Origin of the sequence: Arthrobacter alkaliphilus (assembly GCF_021483235.1) — a bacterium.
GTDB lineage: Bacteria > Actinomycetota > Actinomycetes > Actinomycetales > Micrococcaceae > Arthrobacter > Arthrobacter alkaliphilus.
The window spans coordinates 68,534-84,690 of sequence record NZ_JAKEEC010000015.1 but is presented as its reverse complement, the minus strand read 5'-3'; the positions used below and the strand labels follow the sequence as shown (position 1 = coordinate 84,690).

The window sequence follows — 16,157 nt, the reverse complement described above, 5'->3', positions numbered from 1 at the left end:
GGCGCTTCCACGTTACTGTGGAGGCGCCGGCCTTTGCCGTTGGTACGTTCCCAAGGAAACACCGACCCCCACACAAGGAGAGTCCATGCCGCAACGCGTCGCATTTGTCACAGGTGCGTCAACCGGAATCGGTTTCGAAGCCGCCATCAAACTCAGCAAGGCGGGGATGGTTGTGTACGCGGGGGCGAGGCGCGTCGAAAAGATGGAGCCGCTCAAAGCCCACGGAATCAAGGTGTTGTCCCTCGATGTCACCGAAGACGACTCGATGAAGGCCGCCGTGGATCTCATCCTCGCCGAACAGGGACGGATCGACGTGCTCGTCAACAACGCCGGATACGGCTCCTACGGTTCCTTGGAAGAGGTTCCCATCGACGAGGGACGGCGCCAGTTCGAGGTCAACGTCTTCGGCCTTGCCCGGATGTCCCAGTTGGTGATTCCCGTGATGCGTGCCGCAGCTTCCGGCCGGGTGATCAACGTGTCCTCGATCGGCGGCAAAATGTATGAACCCCTGGGCGCCTGGTACCACGCGACAAAATTCGCCGTCGAGGGCCTCAGCGACTCCTTGCGGCTCGAACTGAAGCCGCACGGCATCGACGTGGCAATCATCGAGCCCGCAGGCACGGACACGGAATGGGGAACCATTGCCGGGGAGAGCTTGCTGGCCGTCTCGGGGCAAGGACCATATCGCGAGCAGGCCGGGATCGTGGCGGCGGCCTTGGCGTCGACGTCGGGAACTGCGTTGTCGACGCACCCGCGCACCGTTGCGGGCGCTATCGTGCACGCGGCAACGTCGCGGAGGCCCAGGACGCGGTACCCGGTCGGCAGGGGAGCGTGGACCATCTTGGCCTTGCGGAGGGTGCTTCCCGACCGTGCCTTCGACAAGGTTTTCTGGAACGTCTACAAGCGGTTTTCCGGCTAGATCCGGTACTCGATGTAGTACTCGGCGGGGTCGACGGCGGGTTTGGTTTCGCTCTTCGCGTCACGGTGCCGCCATGTTGCGGGAATGCCGGTGATGATCGACTCGGGCGGTGCGTCCTTGACCACCACGGCATTGGCGCCGATGGCGCTGTCCGCACCGATGGTGATGGGGCCAAGGACCTTCGCGCCGGCTCCGATGGTCACGCGGTCTCCGATGGTGGGGTGGCGCTTGACCTTGGCCAAGGAGCGGCCACCCAGCGTCACGCCGTGGTAGATCATGACATCTTCGCCGATTTCGGCGGTCTCACCGATCACCACACCCATGCCGTGGTCGATGAAGAACCTGCGGCCGATGGTCGCGCCGGGGTGGATCTCAATGCCGGTCAGGAACCGGGCAAGCTGGGAAATGAGCCGTGCCGGAAAGCGCAGCCCGGGGTTTTGCCACAATTTGTGCGTCAGCCGGTGCGCCCAGATCGCATGCAGGCCGGAATAGGCAAAAAAGTTCTCAAAGGAGCCTCGGGCCGCCGGGTCATGTGACCGGGCGGCCTCGAGGTCCTCAATAAGTCTTGCGACGAAGCTCACAAAGACCTTTCTACAGGAAATGAAAGAAAGCGGTTGCGCGCAGTCCGCAATCAGCCGCGGATGTCGTCAAAAAGCACAGTGGAGATGTAACGTTCGCCGAAGTCCGGAACGATCGCCACGATGAGCTTGTCCTTGTTCTCCGGACGCTTCGCGAGCTCCAGTGCGCCCCAGACGGCCGCGCCGGCGGAGATGCCGCCCAGGATGCCTTCCTTGGTGCCGAGGGCACGCGCGGTAGCCACCGAGTCTTCGAGGGTTGCGTCGAGGACCTCGTCGTAGACGTTGGTGTCGAGGATTTCCGGAACGAAGTTCGCGCCGAGGCCCTGGATCTTGTGCGGGCCGGGCGTGCCGCCGTTGAGGATGGGGGAGTCCTTGGGCTCGACTGCCACGACCTGGATTTCGGGCTTGCGCTCCTTCAGGACCTGCCCGACGCCGGTGATGGTTCCGCCGGTGCCGACGCCGCCGACGAAGATGTCCACGCCGCCTTCGGTGTCCGACCAGATTTCCTCCGCGGTGGTGGAACGGTGGATGGCCGGGTTCGCCTCGTTGGCGAACTGCTGTGCCCAGATGGAGTTCTCAGTGTTGGCGACGATTTCCTGCGCCTTTTCGACAGCGCCGCGCATGCCTTCGGAACCCGGCGTAAGGACGATCTCGGCACCGTAGGCGCGCAGCATGACGCGGCGCTCGGTGGACATGGTCTCCGGCATGGTCAGGATGACTTTGTAACCGCGCGCCGCGCCGACCAGCGCCAACGCAATGCCCGTGTTGCCGGACGTTCCCTCGACGATGGTTCCGCCCGGCTTCAGCGCACCGGACTTCTCGGCGGCGTCGATGATGGCCACGCCGATGCGGTCCTTGACGCTGTTGGCGGGGTTGTAGAACTCCAGCTTCACGGCAACCGTGGCGTCCAAGCCTTCGGTTAGCCTGTTCAAGCGGACCAGGGGGGTTCCGCCGATCAGCTGGGTGACGTCGTCGTAAATCCGTGCCATGTAATCATGCCTATTCTCTGAATTCGCTGAAATAGCTATTGCTGGGGTCAGCCTAACGAGCGGTGCTACACGCTGCTACGCGCGGAGCCACGAAGAGTAATATTTCCGGGCCTTGGCGAGCTTGGGGTTGATGATGACCTGGCAATAGCCTTGCTCGGGGAATTTGGCGTAGTAGTTCTGGTGGACGGTTTCAGCTTCGTAGAATTCCGGCAGCCTGCTCACCTCGGTCACAATCGGCTTGGACCACAGTGCCTGGTTCCTCGCGATGGCTTCCTCGAAGAGGATCTTTTCTTCGGTGGTGGTATAGAACATCGACGAACGGTACTGGGTTCCGACGTCATAGCCCTGGCGGTTCAGGGTGGTCGGATCGTGCAGGGCGAAGAACATGTCGAGAATGATGTCCGCCGGAATGATGTCTTCGTCGAAAGTCACGGCCACCACCTCCGCGTGGCCCGTCATTCCGGAGCAGACATCGTAATAATCGGGGTTGCGGATGTGCCCGCCCGTATAGCCGGAAACCACCGAACTGACGCCCTTGGTCTTCTGGTAGACAGCGTCGAGGCACCAGAAGCAGCCTCCGCCAAGTACAAAAGTTTTCATGATCTCTTCAATGGCCGGGAGCCCTGGATGATTCCCGCACAACCTTACGTGACTATGACGGAGCAGGCCCCGCCGGCGGCAACAATCTCGAACAGTCCGCTGGACGCAAGCGTGACTTGGCCGCCGGATGCGCAAGAATGTAATGCATGGAAGCTGTGAACACCTCGGTTGCAGACTCAAGGCCCGGCGAAGAGCCGGAAGATAATGGGGCCAATACGCCCGGTACCCCAACGCTCGGTCAGGTCCTGTTGGCAGTGGAGGAGCTCTGGCCGGAATCGCTCGCAGAGGAATGGGACGAGGTAGGACTGGTGGTCGGACGGCCGGCCGCCACCGTCACCAAGGTCATGTTCGCCGTGGACCCGACCCTCGCCGCCATCGAAGAGGCCATTGAGTGGGGTGCCGAGCTCCTCGTCACGCACCACCCTTTGCTGCTCAAGGGCGTCAACTCCGTTGCTGCCACGAGCGCCAAAGGCCTCGCCGTCCATCGGCTCATTGAGTCAGGTACCGGCCTGCTGACCGTGCACACGAACGGGGACTCCGCCGTCGGAGGCGTTTCCGACGTCCTCGCCGACGCGTTCGGGCTGGACAACGTTGTCCCGCTGGCACCTGCGGCTCACGGACTGCCGGAAGAGGGGATCGGCCGGGTCGGCGACCTGCCGGACGTCATGACCTTGGGAGATTTCGCGGCGCGGGTGTTCGAGATCCTGCCCTCAGTGGCCGGAGGGGTGCGGGTCGCCGGGGACAAGGACGGGCTCGTGCGCCGGGTGGCCGTTTGCGGCGGCGCCGGAGACAGCCTTTTCGACGCGGTCCGGGCCAGCCAGGCGGACATCTATGTCACCGCGGATATGCGGCACCACCCGGCCTCCGAAGCCCGCGAAGCGGCGATAGACGGCCGGCCGTACCTCATTGACGTATCGCACTTCGCGAGCGAGTGGCTGTGGCTGCCCGCCGCGGCCGAAGCGCTCGGCAACGTGCTCGCGGACCAGGGGCACGACGTCGAGATCCGGGTGGCTTCAACCAACAGCGATCCATGGGACTTCATTCTGACTCCCGGCTAAGCCTTGCGTACGCCCGCGGGCGGCCTTTGCGAGGCAGGAGGGCGCCCTAGGCGCTAGAGTCGTGATAATCAGGCCCAAGGCCTGGCTGGGGCTGAACATCAACTCCGGCACGATCAAGCGGAGGTAAGCGTGGCTAAGGCAGCACCGGCGGAACAGTTGAAATTGCTCGACCTGCAGGGGTTGGATGCGAAGCTCAAATCCTTGGCGAACCGCCGTCGCACGCTCGAGACCGACCCCCGCATCCAAGATCTCCAGGACGCACTCAATGTGGCCAACGGGGCTCTCGCAGCCGCGAAACTTGCCGTCCACGACGCCGAAGCCGAACTGCGCAGGTCGGAAGCGGATGTCGAACAGGTGGTCAGCCGCATTGAGCGGGACGAAGCCAGGTTGAACAGCGGCACCGGACTTTCCAAGGACCTCGTCGCGCTGCAAAGCGACATCGCGTCGCTGAACAAACGCCGTTCGGACCTTGAAGATGTAGAGCTGGAGATCCTCGAACGCCTTGACGGCCTCAGGGAGCGCCAAGCGGCCCAGCAGCAGATCGTCGACGACATCCAAGGGTCCTTCTCCGGGATCCGTGCCGAGCTGGACGCCGCAATCGCCGAGGTTGTGTCCGAAGAGACGGAAGTACGGGCACAGAGGACCCGCTTCGCGGAAGGGCTCGACGCCGGGATGCTGGCCATTTACGAAAAAACCCTTGCCAAGCGCGGCGTGGGGGCCGCCCGGTTGTTCCACGGGAAGTCTGAGGGCTCCGGAATGACACTCAGCCCCGGCGACCTTGCTGAAGTGAAGGCCGCCGCCGAGGACGAGATCGTGTTCTGCCCCGACTCCGGCTGCATCCTGGTGCGCTCCGCCGAGTGGAACTAAGCGGTCCCCGGGAGGATGATGCTGAGGGTGTGCGGCTTGCGTGCCGTGGCCTCCGTCAACTCCGCCGTCCATATCTCCGAAGCGGCCTTGAGTAGCTGCTGGGGCGTCTCCGGAGCCTTGCCCCGGCGGGTCAACAAGTGCCGGGCCAGTTCGCCGCGGGTGTGCTTGGCGAAGTGGCTCACCACCGTACGTTTGCCGTTGGACTCGGATAAGACGTTGACGGAGACTGTCTGCGCCGGCGGCGGGGTCCACGCCGCGGCGTAGGTGCTTGAACGGCAATCAACCAGCAGTTCGCCCTCCACCCTGGAGGCGAGGGCCCGCGTGAGTTGCGGCTTCCAGAACGAGGCGAGGCGTCCGACGTCGGGCAGTGCCGTTCCCATGGACAAGCGGTAGGCGGGCACGCGGTCGCCGAAGCCGATGGCACCCCACAGCGCGGACACCACGAGGATCGATTCCACCGCCTTGCGGCGGTGTGCGGGCGTGAGGGTCTTGTAGCCAAGCGCGTCATAGAGAACACCCGAATACACCTGGTGGGCAGGGGCCGCGGGTTCGGCATGGAGCCGGGTATTGCGTTCGACGTCGGCACGCAGCGATGCGCCGACGCCAAGCAAGGCGAGGGCATCCTCGTGTGCGCTGGCCAGGCCCAGCGCGTCGAGCACTTTGGCCCTGTAGCTGTTGAGATCCGGAAAACTCAGGGACTCCCATTCGACGGCGGAGCCCTTCTCTGCGGGGGTCTTGCCTTCGGAGGGCGGCAACAGAATCAGCACCAGTTGATATTACCGGTGACCGGAGGCGGCTCGATGCGCCGGTAGACTGTAGGGCGGATGGGACAGCCAGACGGCCGCGCGTCACGCAAGTGGCTCGAGGAACGTCCGGGCTCCGCAGGGCAGGGTGGTGGGTAACACCCACTCGGGGTAACCCGCAGGCCAGTGCCACAGAAAACAGACCGCCCGCCCCCGTTTGCGCCCGCGCAAGCGGCGGCAGGTAAGGGTGAAACGGCGGTGTAAGAGACCACCAGCTTTCCGGGTGACCGGAAAGGCTAGGTAAACCCCACCCGGAGCAAGGCCAGACAGGGCACGATTGAGGGCTGCCCGCCCGAGTGCCCGGGTAGGCCGCTGGAGGGCGTCGGCAACGGCGCTCGTAGATGGATGGCCGTCGCTCCCGTACCGGTAACGGTTCGGGAGAACAGAACCCGGCGTATCGGCTGTCCCATCCACCAGCGCGATGTGAGTGATTTCACGCAGTCCGGCTGCCAAGTGGTCCTGTGCCAGACCTTAGAATGGACACTGAACGTTGTAGTTCCACCGCCGGCTCTGCGTTCGCAGCCGGCGGTTTTTCTTTGCAGCGTTCGAGGCGTCCGGGCAGACCGAAGTCCCGCCGATGCCAGTGCCGCAGGATTCCCCCGGGCGGCCGCCATCTACGTACGAGGACGTATGTAGCTGACCCTAGGAAGGTAGTTCTGTGAGCCAGTCATCAGATTCTTGTCTTGATACATGGATGGGCCGCGAAGCGTTGGCCGAGGCCATGATCCCGGTGATCGGCCGGCTGTACCGTGAGAACAACGTGGTGACCAGCATCCACGGGCGCAGCCTCATCAACAAGTCGTCGATGAACATCCTGAAAGCGCACCGTTTCGCGCGGCGCATGAGCAAGGACGAACTCCTGCTCGAAGAAACCGCGCCGCTGTTGAACACCCTCGCCCAGCTTGACCTCGGGGCTGCCGCGATCGACATTGCCCGCCTGAACGAAAAGTACAAGGCCGAGGCCCTGGGAACGCCCTTGGAAGACTTCCTTCGCGCCGAACTTGCCGAGGTGGTCGGGCGCCGCGGCGCGGATGACCGGACCAGCACCGACGTCGTGCTCTACGGCTTCGGCCGCATCGGCCGCCTGCTGGCCCGCCTCCTGATCGAAAAGGCAGGCGGCGGCCACGGCCTGCGCCTGCGTGCAATCGTGGTCCGCAAGGGCGCCGAGAACGACCTCGTCAAGCGCGCCAGCCTGCTGCGCCGCGACTCGGTGCACGGCTCCTTTGAGGGCACCATCCGCGTGGATGAGGCCGCCAACACCATCACGGCCAACGGCGTCCAGATCCAGGTCATCTACTCCGACAACCCCGCGACGGTCGACTACACGGCCTACGGCATCAAGGATGCCCTCGTGGTTGACAACACGGGCCGCTGGCGCGACGCCGAGGGCCTGTCCCAGCACCTTCAGAGCAAGGGTGTGGCACGGGTGCTGCTCACGGCTCCGGGCAAGGGCGAGCTGAAGAACATCGTCCACGGCATCAACCACTCCTCCATCGAGGACACGGACAAGATCGTCACCGCGGCTTCCTGCACGACCAACGCCATCACTCCCGTGCTCAAGGCACTGAACGACAAGTTCGGCGTCATCCACGGCCACGTGGAAACCGTGCACTCGTTCACGAACGACCAGAACCTGATCGACAACTTCCACAAGGGAGACCGCCGCGGCCGCTCGGCCGCCCTGAACATGGTCATCACCGAAACCGGTGCAGCCAAGGCAGTGGCGAAGGCCCTTCCGGAACTGCAGGGCAAGCTGACCGGCAACGCGATCCGCGTCCCCACGCCGGACGTGTCGATGGCCATCTTGAACCTGAACCTTGAGAAGGGCACCACGAAGGACGAAGTCAACAACTACCTTCGCGAAATGTCCCTGCACTCCGACTTGCGCAAGCAGATCGACTTCATCGACTCGCCCGAGGTGGTTTCCACGGACTTCGTCGGCTCCCGCCGCGCTGGCATCGTGGACGGTCTGGCCACTATCTCCAATGACAAGAACCTCGTGGTGTACGTCTGGTACGACAACGAATTCGGCTACTCCTGCCAGGTAGTTCGTGTCATGGAGGAAATGGCCGGCGTGAACCCGCCGTCGTTCCCGGCACGCGGCGTCCCAGTGAACCTTGAACCGAAGGCAACGCTGGAGCCTGCCATCCTCTAGCCGCTCTGGCCCGGGTCAGGAAAGACACAAGGGTTTCCCGGCTGATGCGCTGGTATCAGCCGGGAAACCTGACCAGAATGGACGCATGGAAAGCGAAAAGATTCTGGATCATGAAACAACTCTGGAACACGCGCTGGACGTCGCCCGCGCCAACCTCAAGGAGGCCGAGCGCCTGTTCGAGCAAGCCAAGGCGGCCCATGCAGCGGGTGATATCGCCGAGGACCGGGTCCTGCAATTAGGGGCGCTTGTGGAGTTGGCGGCCGAAGACCTGAAGCGTGTCACCCGGGAGCAGTGAGCCGCGGACGGGGCTGTGCCCACATCCGGACCCGTCCTCCACACTGTGGATATCGACGTCGGTTGTCCGCGCCCTGATCTAGTCTCAAGGGACGTACTCCTCCCCGAAAGGACGCAATCCCTTGAGCACCACGTGGGACGCCTATCGACGCGCCCGCCGCCAGTCCCGGCAGGCCTGGGTGCTGGTGATTCTCATGATCGCCGGTGGCCTTGCGGGAATCGGCTGGTTCTTCACCGACGGCCAGTTCTCGGTCGGCCAGGCCGCGGTCAATGGGCCCACGGAAGCTCCCGTCTTCGACCCGGCGTGGATGAAGCCGGTGGAAGCTGTCCAGCAGGTCCCCGCCGGTCCGGCGATTGCGGCCCTCGAGGCACTTCCGGTGAAGGGTCGCGCCGCCAAGGACGATTACGACCGCAATGAATTCGGCCAAGCGTGGCTCGACGTCGACCGCAACGGCTGCGATACCAGGAACGACATCCTGAGGCGGGACCTTGCGGCGGCCGAGTTCATGGTGGGTTCGAAATGCAGGATCGCGTCAGGGGAACTGCGCGAGCCGTACACCGGCGGGGACATCCATTTCCGCAGGGGCTCCGAGAGCAGCTCGGCCGTGCAGATCGACCATGTGGTGGCTCTCGGGGACGCTTGGCAGAAGGGCGCCCAGCAACTCACTGCGAAGCAGCGCGAAAACCTCGCCAACGACCCCCTGAACCTGATTGCTGTCGACGGTCCCGCCAATGTGAAGAAGGGCGCGAGCGACGCCGCCAGCTGGCTCCCTGCCAACAAGGGCTTTCGGTGCCACTACGTGGCCCGGCAGGTTTCCGTCAAAGCCGCGTACCGGCTGTGGGTCACCCAGGCTGAGAAAGACGCCATGAAGCGCGTATTGGACTCGTGCCCCGGCCAACGGACCATCAGGGCGATGTAGCCGGTGGAGATGTAGCCGGCGGAGAGCGCCGACCCGGCAAGGTCAGGCCTGGGTACTCCGCGCTGGAGGAAGCACCAGGTGGCCGTGTCCGAGTTGCCAGACCCCGCCGTCGTCGATCCTTTCCAGCACCACCCGTTGAAGCGAGGTCTCGCGGGGGAGGCGGTCAAGGTTGTCCATGCCCCGCTTCCGGAAGGTGAAGTAGACGGCGTCGCCCGGAGCGTCCGAGCATCGGTCCAGGGTGAATCGCTTGGCAAAGGCGGCGATGTTGCTGTCCGGCAGTTTCTTGGCGAGGTAGGGATCCAGCATCCAGGACTCGCACCTCGCTACGGATACCGCCTTGTCGGGGAAGTATTTGCCGAAGAACTCCCTGGCCTGCCCGAAGCTCGCGTCCACTAGGGCGGGGGAGAGGCCACTGCCCTCGGGGATATGCACACCCAGCACCCAGGAGTCGCTTGGGGCGGAGCCTTCGTCGTCGCGGACAAGGTGGAATTGCAAGCGGCCGATCCTGAAAATGTTTCCGGCCATGTGGAGGGTCAGCCAGTCCCACGTGTCCAGGCCGAAGCGTCCATGGACCCTTCGGTTGATGCGAAGGTGCAGTCCCACATCGGCGAGGATGGCGGCCGAAGATTCCGCGGGGATGCCAAGGGACAGATGGTATTCGTGCACTACCGGGGCAAAGCGCAGGAGCGCCTCGATCCAATCGGGTTCCATGCAGCCGTCGGCGGCGGCAGGAGTGCCCGGAAAGACGCCAAGGCGGGCCTCAAGGCTGGCCATGGCCCGTCGGGTGGCGTCACCAGGTGCCGACCGCAGCAGCGAGGCGCACTCCAAAGCATCTTCCCCCTGGATGTCGAGAAGCTTGAACAATTCGTCCAGGGCGGCACCGGTCATCGCTCAGTGTCCGAAGGGGTCGGGGTCGACTCCGGGCATCCAGCTCAGGCCGGGCACTCCCCAGCCGTTCTTTTTAGCCTGCTTCATGGCCTTCTTGGCATAGCGGTCTACCAAACGGTTCACGTAGAGCTTGCCGTCAAGGTGGTCGAATTCGTGCTGCATGACCCTCGCGAACCAACCGGTCGCGACGAAATCCACCGGCCGGCCGTGGCCGTCGAAGCCCTGCACGCGGGCCCACTCGGCCCTTTGCAGGGGGTAGTGCTCCCCGGGGAAGGACAGGCAGCCTTCCACGTCTTCCGCGGGATCGGGGAGGGAGCCGGGAATCTTTGAGAGGGTCAAGACCGGGTTCACCAGGACGCCTTCGTCCGGAGCGTCATCGTCGTTCGGGTATTTGAAGACGAAGATCCGCTTGCCGACCCCCACCTGGGGTGCGGCCAGCCCGACGCCGTTCGCGGCCTCGTTCGTTTCGAACATGTCGGCAATCAAGGTGCGCAGCTCGTCGTCGAACACTTCCACCTCGCTCGCCCGGCGGTGGAGCACGGGTTCGCCCCAGATCGTGACTGGCAGGACCGTCATGTCAGGTGTTCCTCTGGTTCTCGTGTTTGGAATGGCCCAAATCGGCCGGAACAAAGCAAAGGCCGCACTGGATAACCAGTACGGCCTTTGGCTGCGATCGATAAACTGCTACCAATCTCATGAGGGTGAGCGACGGGGGTTGAACCCGCGACCTCCTGGACCACAACCAGGCGCTCTGCCAACTGAGCTACGCCCACCATGAGCCTTTTGCGCTGTGGAATCATCCGTCAGCTGCGAAGGCAACGACAAAAACTATACCCCGTCCAAGGGTCTGGTTTTGCCACTTTTCACCGTTTGGCCGAAATTTCCCGAAAAGGTGCCCCAGATCACCCGATTTGGGGGGTCTCCGGACGGGCCGCGATCAGCTTGGAGATCTTCTGCGCGGTAGCGGTATCAGGACCCGGAGCCGGAACGAACACCGCTTCGCGGTAATAGCGCAGTTCGTCGATGGAGTCCCTGATGTCGCCGAGGGCGCGGTGGCCGCCGTGTTTGGCGGGCGACTGGAAATACGCGCGGGGGAACCACCGGCGCGAGAGTTCCTTGATGGTGCTCACGTCGATCACCCGGTAGTGGAGGTGTTCAACGATGTTGGGCATGTCCCGTGCAAGGAACATCCGGTCGGTTCCGACCGAGTTGCCGCCCAGCGGTGCCTTCTTGGGATCGGGGACCCACTTCTCGATGTATTCCATGACCATCGCCTCGGCTTCAGCCATGGTCTTGCCATGCGGGAGCTCGTCCAAAAGTTTCGAGCGGGTGTGCATGTCGCGGACAAAGTCGTTCATCTGTTCAAGCGCGGCGTCTTCGGGTTTGATGACGACGTCGACGCCCTCGCCCAGGATGTTCAGCTCCGAATCCGTGACCAAGGCGGCGACCTCGATCAGGGCGTCGTTCACCAAATCGAGACCGGTCATCTCACAGTCGATCCAGACGATGCGTTCATTAGTAATAGGCACCCGACCAGCCTACCTTTCAGGCGCACGGGAAGGGTGTCGAGACGCTCCGTTCCATCCCCGTGCCGCACCTCGGCTGGTAAACTGGGCCGTTGTCGAGCGGTTGTTGCCTGCATCGATGAGCTGGACCAATGTACGTAGGGACTGGAATATCATGACGGCAGGCGGAGCGGGCGTGGGCACCTCAAACAGCCAGGATGAGGCAAAGGAACCCGCGGTGCCGTCGGAGAAGGCGGCCGCAGCTCTCTACCCCGCGACAGCCCCACGCGCCGACGCCGGCACCTCCGGCCAGATCAAAGCCTACGTGGCAATCTGGCAAGGCTTTTTCGGATCCCTCATGATCTTTGTCGGCTCGATCGGAGCCGGCTGGATAGCCAACGGTTCGCCCATGTTCCGGCACCCCCTTGTCATCGCCCTGCGCACCGAAGGGTGGGGCGTGACAACCTCCACGATCCTCCTGACGGCGGGAGCCATGCTCCTGGTCAGGTCATGGTTGAGGCTAGGCCAAAGGCTCAAGGACTGGGGCGCAGGTTCGCTCAGGTCCGTGGTTGTGGCTGTTGCGGCGTGGGCGGCGCCCCTCATGTTTGCCGTGCCCATCTATTCGCGCGACGTGTACGCCTACACGGGCCAGGGCAGGCTGGTGATGGAAGGCCAGAACCCCTACACGGCGGGCATTTCCTCGCTCAGTAACTGGTTTTCCCTCGGCGCCGATCCTGCCTGGGCTGAAGCCAAGACCCCGTACGGACCCTATTTCCTGTGGCTCGCACGGTGGGTGGTGGGCATTACCGACGCCCAGCCCGATTTCTCCGTCTTGCTCTTTCGCGTGCTTGCCACCGTGGGTGCGCTGCTTTGTGTGGTGTACGTTCCCAGGCTCGCCGAATTGCACGGCATCAATCCCGGCCGTGCGCTGTGGATCGCTGTGGCCAACCCTCTTTTCCTCATCAGTTTCGTCGCCAGCGCCCACAACGATGCCCTCATGGTGGGCCTGGCGGTGGCCGGAATGTACTTTGCGGCCACCGGTCGCCATATCACCGGACTTCTGCTGGTGACCGCTTCCATCGGCATCAAGCCGATCACCGTTCTTCTCTTGCCTTTCATCGGCCTCATGTGGGCAGGTCCGGCTGCGGGTTGGGCCCGGAAGTTCCTGTTCTGGGGTGCGACCGCGGCCATCAGCTTCGTGGTCTTGGCAGTGAGCGGAATTCCTTACAACCTTGGCTTTGGCTGGGTCTGGGCCATCCTGGATCCGACCCCGGGTTACACGGGGTATTCGCCCTCGGGGTTCCTCGGCCAGCAGGTCGAGGTGATCGCCAACCTCCTGGGTCTCCCGGGCTCCAGTGTGGCCACCGGGCTCAGGACCCTCATGAAGTGGGCCGGAATCGGGTTGGTGCTTCTCCTGATGTTCCGCGGCGATTATTCACGGCTGGTGCGTCGTGCGGCCTTGGCGTTTGCCGCCGTCGTGATGCTTTCACCGATTATCCAGCCGTGGTACATCCTGTGGTTCATCCCGCTGCTTGCGGTCACAGGGATCAGGGACGACTGGCAGATCAAGTCGCTTTACGTCGCCGTCACCTTTTTCGTGGCCTTCGGCGCGCAGGACCAGATTTCGGTGCTGTCCTTCGTGGAACTGAACGTCAAAGTGTCCTCCCTGGCCTTCTTGGTGGCCGTGGGATTCACCGTTTACCTGATGGTGCTGGACGTTCATACGCGACGATTGCTCATCCGCTCCAGCCCTGTGCAATTGCTCCGACGGCTTGAGCAGCGGCTCAGGCGCTCCGAATAGCGGTTCTTGCTCGCGACTTGCGGCCCAGTTCCACGGTCCGCTGCACCGACCACCAGAGCAGTACAACCAGAAGCACGTTCCGTGTGGTGAGCACCGCCGCCATCACGGGGTTGGCATGGATCAACGGGGTATAGAACAGCGGGTAGATCACAAACGTCGTCATCGCGATCCCCATGAGGAGGGCGGCGGGGACGCGCCAACGCTTCCAATCGTGGGTCAGCCCTGCGATGACCACCGGCGCCACCCAGATGATGAATTGCGGCGAACCCACCTTGTTGAACACGATGAACGCCGTGGTCATCATGAGGCCGCCCTCGAGGAACAACTCCTCCGGTTCGGCACCCCGCCGAAGCGCCCACAGCAAAAGGGCAGAGCCCGCGACGGCGGCAAGCACCAGGAGCGGCTGCATCATGAACGCGGCCACGCTGGCTCCGGGGCCATACACCTCGGTGGAATTGATCGCCACGTTATCGGCGATTTTCGATCCGCCGATATTGAACACGCTCAACCAGACCCAAGGTGTTGAGAACGTGGCTTCGAGTTGCATGCCGCGCTCACCCTGGTTGGTCAAAAAGTCGAGGATGTGCGGCAGGCCTCCCGAAAGGAAGGTGCCAAGCGCCACGGCGGCAGTTACTGCGGCACCGCACGCGATAATCCGCAGCCTCCGGTGGCTCGCGATGACGATGGGCACCAGCACGGCGGCCGGCCAGACTTTGATCCACGTGGCGATGCTGAGCAGGATGCCGGCCGCCACAGGCCTGGTGGCCGCGTACAGCAGCGCGACCAACACGATGGGCGCCGTGATGCCCTCCACCCGCGCAAAGCTGAGGTAGCCCATGAAAACGGTGAAAAACAGCCACCACCAAGCAGGGGCGATGCCCGCTGTCCTGCGCGGGCCGCGGGTCAGGATGAACAAACCGGCGGCATTGAGCGCAGTGATGATCAAGGTCCACACCAGCAGGTAGGGACCCGGGCCGGCGATGTTGGCCAGGAAAATCGGGATCTGGGCGAGGACCGGGTAAACCCAAGGGCTGATCATTCCGTGGAGATCTGCGGGGTTGTAGCCGCTCATCGCCCACTGGCGGTACTGCTCGGTGTCGCTGAATGTGTTCCCAGATAGGAAGAAACTTGCCATCCAGCCGAGGAAGTACACATGGACCGCGGCGAAACCCCACCAAACGCTGGACGGGCGGCCGAACCAGGCGACTGCGGCAGGCGGCAGGGCGCGGTCGCGCACGCGGGCCAGCCCGTCAAAGAATCGAACGGAAATCTCAGGACTCCTTGGCAGCGGCGGCCGGTTCGTTGGCCGGGATCTTCTTGCCCAACAGGTACAGGCGGCGTACGGACCAGCAGAACAGGACCACCAGCAGGACATTGCGCACTGTCAACACGAGGGCCATCCATGGGTTGTTGTGGCTGAGTGCGTCATAGAAGAGGGGGTAGATGAGGTAGGTGGCCACCCCGATGGCAATGAGCATTGCCGCGGGGACCCGCCATTCCTTCCAGCTGTGGGCAAGCCCGACGGCGACGGCGGGAGCCAGCCACACCATGAACTGCGGCGAGCCGACCTTATTGAAGACGACGAAAGCCGTAGCCATCGTCAGGGATCCCGCCAACAGCAGCTCAGTGCGGTCCGCTCCGCCGGTTCGCTTGCCGTTGTGGAGGGCCCAGAAGGTCAGGGCGGCCACCAGGATCGCGGCCAAAGCAAGCAGGGGCTGCATGAGGAACGACATGAAGGCGGTGCCGGGCCCATCCACTTGCATCGAGTTGATGTCAGTGTTCATGTACATCCGCGAGCCGCCCACATGGAGGACGGAAAGCCACAACCAGGGAGTGGTGAAGGTGGCTTCCAATTGCATGCCACGATCGCCTTGCTGGGTCAGGAAGTTGAAGAGCTTCGGCAGTTGGCCGACGGCCGCTGTGCCGGCGATGACCAAAATCGTGGTGAGGATGCCGGCAGCCACCACTTTGGTTCTCTGCTTGACCACCGTGAACAACGAAAGCATGACCGCGGCCGGCCAAACCTTCATCCATGTGGCAATGCTCAGGAGCGTCGAGGCAATGAACGGGTGGGACACACCGTATGCCAAAGCGATCAGCACGATGGGAGCAGTCAATCCGTCCACCCGGGCGAATCCGAGCCAACCCAGGATGAAGACGAACACCAGCCACCACCATCCCGCCGGGATGGCCTCGCGATTGCGCCCCCATCCCGTGAGCTTCGCGAGGGCGGCGCCATTGAGCAGGGTGATCATGAGCACCCAGAGGAAGAAGAACGGACCGGGTCCGGCCAAGCCCGCGATTGCCATCGGCACCAACGCGAGAACGGGGTAGACCCAAGGGCTTGGGCCGCCGACGAGGTTCTCGTCCCGGAACCCGGCGGAGGTCCAGTCCCGGTAGATAAAAGTGTCGCTGAACGCCTCGCCGCGCAGGGAAAGGATCAGCGCGAAGACAAGGAAGACCAAGTGCACGATGCAGAAGCCTGCAAGAAGGCCCTTGGGGGAATTGAGCGTTGCCTCTACCCGAGAGGGAAGAACCCGACGTCGGAACTGTGTGAGCGCGCTGAAGAATGAGTCCGTGGAAATGGGAGGATCCTTGTCAGGTAGTTATCAACACAGGTCGCCTTGGCCCTTCGGCATCAAACCGGAGCCCCGTCCATCCTATCCCAGGCCACTTTCGCAGACCGACCCATGGTCCGTCCGGGCCCGGGAAGCCAAGGGTGTCGATGCTACAGTTGCAATAATCCATGGCAACCGGAAGTGCCACTTTGGCCCGGATGC

16 protein-coding genes, 1 tRNA gene and 1 other RNA gene are annotated in these 16,157 nt (G+C 63.4%); 8 read left to right on the top strand and 10 right to left on the bottom strand.

Going from position 1 to position 16,157, the window contains the following annotated elements:
- The first annotated feature begins 85 nt into the window (after positions 1-85).
- Positions 86-919, top strand: coding sequence for an oxidoreductase (locus L0B83_RS12035; protein WP_234758685.1), 834 nt, complete (start codon positions 86-88; stop codon positions 917-919).
- Here L0B83_RS12035 and epsC read toward each other — a convergent pair.
- The 3 genes from epsC to msrA all read right to left on the bottom strand — a co-directional run bounded on the left by epsC (position 916) and on the right by msrA (position 3,086).
- Positions 916-1,500 (bottom strand): serine O-acetyltransferase EpsC, encoded by a 585-nt coding sequence (gene epsC, locus L0B83_RS12030; protein ID WP_234758684.1) that lies wholly within the window; start codon positions 1,498-1,500, stop codon positions 916-918. The genes L0B83_RS12035 and epsC overlap by 4 nt on opposite strands.
- A 50-nt stretch (positions 1,501-1,550) precedes the next feature.
- Entirely contained in the window at positions 1,551-2,486 is a 936-nt protein-coding gene (gene cysK / locus L0B83_RS12025) for a cysteine synthase A (protein WP_234758683.1), read from the bottom strand.
- A 75-nt stretch (positions 2,487-2,561) separates the two neighbouring features.
- Positions 2,562-3,086, bottom strand: coding sequence for a peptide-methionine (S)-S-oxide reductase MsrA (gene msrA, locus L0B83_RS12020; RefSeq protein WP_234758682.1), 525 nt, complete (start codon positions 3,084-3,086; stop codon positions 2,562-2,564).
- Between the two features lie 146 nt (positions 3,087-3,232).
- On the opposite strand from msrA, the gene L0B83_RS12015 reads away from it, so the two are divergent.
- Entirely contained in the window at positions 3,233-4,144 is a 912-nt protein-coding gene (locus tag L0B83_RS12015; protein WP_234758681.1) for a Nif3-like dinuclear metal center hexameric protein, read from the top strand.
- A 129-nt stretch (positions 4,145-4,273) separates the two neighbouring features.
- Complete coding sequence (locus L0B83_RS12010) at positions 4,274-5,011, top strand: zinc ribbon domain-containing protein (RefSeq protein WP_234758680.1); 738 nt, start codon at positions 4,274-4,276, stop codon at positions 5,009-5,011.
- Here L0B83_RS12010 and L0B83_RS12005 read toward each other — a convergent pair.
- Positions 5,008-5,778, bottom strand: coding sequence for a YaaA family protein (locus tag L0B83_RS12005; protein ID WP_234758679.1), 771 nt, complete (start codon positions 5,776-5,778; stop codon positions 5,008-5,010). The two genes, L0B83_RS12010 and L0B83_RS12005, sit on opposite strands and share 4 nt — an antisense overlap.
- Before the next feature lie 58 nt (positions 5,779-5,836).
- Between L0B83_RS12005 and rnpB the strand changes: the two genes are divergently transcribed.
- From rnpB to L0B83_RS11985, 4 genes are all read left to right on the top strand, one after another.
- An RNA gene (rnpB, locus tag L0B83_RS12000) (RNase P RNA component class A) lies at positions 5,837-6,227 on the top strand.
- Positions 6,228-6,472: 245 nt separating this feature from the next.
- The gene (locus L0B83_RS11995) at positions 6,473-7,969 is read left to right on the top strand and encodes a glyceraldehyde-3-phosphate dehydrogenase (RefSeq protein ID WP_308193987.1); all 1,497 of its coding nucleotides are present in this window, start codon (positions 6,473-6,475) and stop codon (positions 7,967-7,969) included.
- 85 nt (positions 7,970-8,054) lie between these two features.
- Positions 8,055-8,264 carry a hypothetical protein gene (locus L0B83_RS11990; RefSeq protein WP_234758677.1) on the top strand — a complete coding sequence of 70 codons (210 nt, stop codon included), beginning with the start codon at positions 8,055-8,057 and terminating at the stop codon, positions 8,262-8,264.
- Between the two features lie 121 nt (positions 8,265-8,385).
- Positions 8,386-9,183: an HNH endonuclease family protein gene (locus L0B83_RS11985; RefSeq protein ID WP_234758676.1), complete on the top strand. Its 798-nt coding sequence runs from the start codon at positions 8,386-8,388 to the stop codon at positions 9,181-9,183.
- Positions 9,184-9,225: 42 nt separating this feature from the next.
- Here L0B83_RS11985 and L0B83_RS11980 read toward each other — a convergent pair whose 3' ends face one another.
- The 4 genes from L0B83_RS11980 to orn form a co-directional block, all read right to left on the bottom strand.
- Positions 9,226-10,071: an acyltransferase domain-containing protein gene (locus L0B83_RS11980; protein ID WP_234758675.1), complete on the bottom strand. Its 846-nt coding sequence runs from the start codon at positions 10,069-10,071 to the stop codon at positions 9,226-9,228.
- Positions 10,072-10,074: 3 nt separating this feature from the next.
- Positions 10,075-10,647: a peptide deformylase gene (def, locus tag L0B83_RS11975; protein ID WP_234758674.1), complete on the bottom strand. Its 573-nt coding sequence runs from the start codon at positions 10,645-10,647 to the stop codon at positions 10,075-10,077.
- A gap of 124 nt (positions 10,648-10,771) precedes the next feature.
- A tRNA-His gene (locus L0B83_RS11970) sits at positions 10,772-10,844 on the bottom strand.
- A 129-nt stretch (positions 10,845-10,973) separates the two neighbouring features.
- The gene (orn, locus tag L0B83_RS11965) at positions 10,974-11,600 is read right to left on the bottom strand and encodes an oligoribonuclease (protein WP_308193986.1); all 627 of its coding nucleotides are present in this window, start codon (positions 11,598-11,600) and stop codon (positions 10,974-10,976) included.
- 151 nt (positions 11,601-11,751) lie between these two features.
- Here orn and mptB point away from each other — a divergent pair, with 151 nt between their 5' ends.
- Positions 11,752-13,377: a polyprenol phosphomannose-dependent alpha 1,6 mannosyltransferase MptB gene (gene mptB, locus L0B83_RS11960; RefSeq protein ID WP_234758673.1), complete on the top strand. Its 1,626-nt coding sequence runs from the start codon at positions 11,752-11,754 to the stop codon at positions 13,375-13,377.
- Here mptB and L0B83_RS11955 read toward each other — a convergent pair.
- Positions 13,361-14,623: a glycosyltransferase 87 family protein gene (locus L0B83_RS11955; protein ID WP_268820850.1), complete on the bottom strand. Its 1,263-nt coding sequence runs from the start codon at positions 14,621-14,623 to the stop codon at positions 13,361-13,363. The two genes, mptB and L0B83_RS11955, sit on opposite strands and share 17 nt — an antisense overlap.
- Positions 14,624-14,648: 25 nt before the next feature.
- Complete coding sequence (locus L0B83_RS11950) at positions 14,649-15,962, bottom strand: glycosyltransferase family 87 protein (RefSeq protein ID WP_234758703.1); 1,314 nt, start codon at positions 15,960-15,962, stop codon at positions 14,649-14,651.
- Positions 15,963-16,157: the final 195 nt, after the last annotated feature.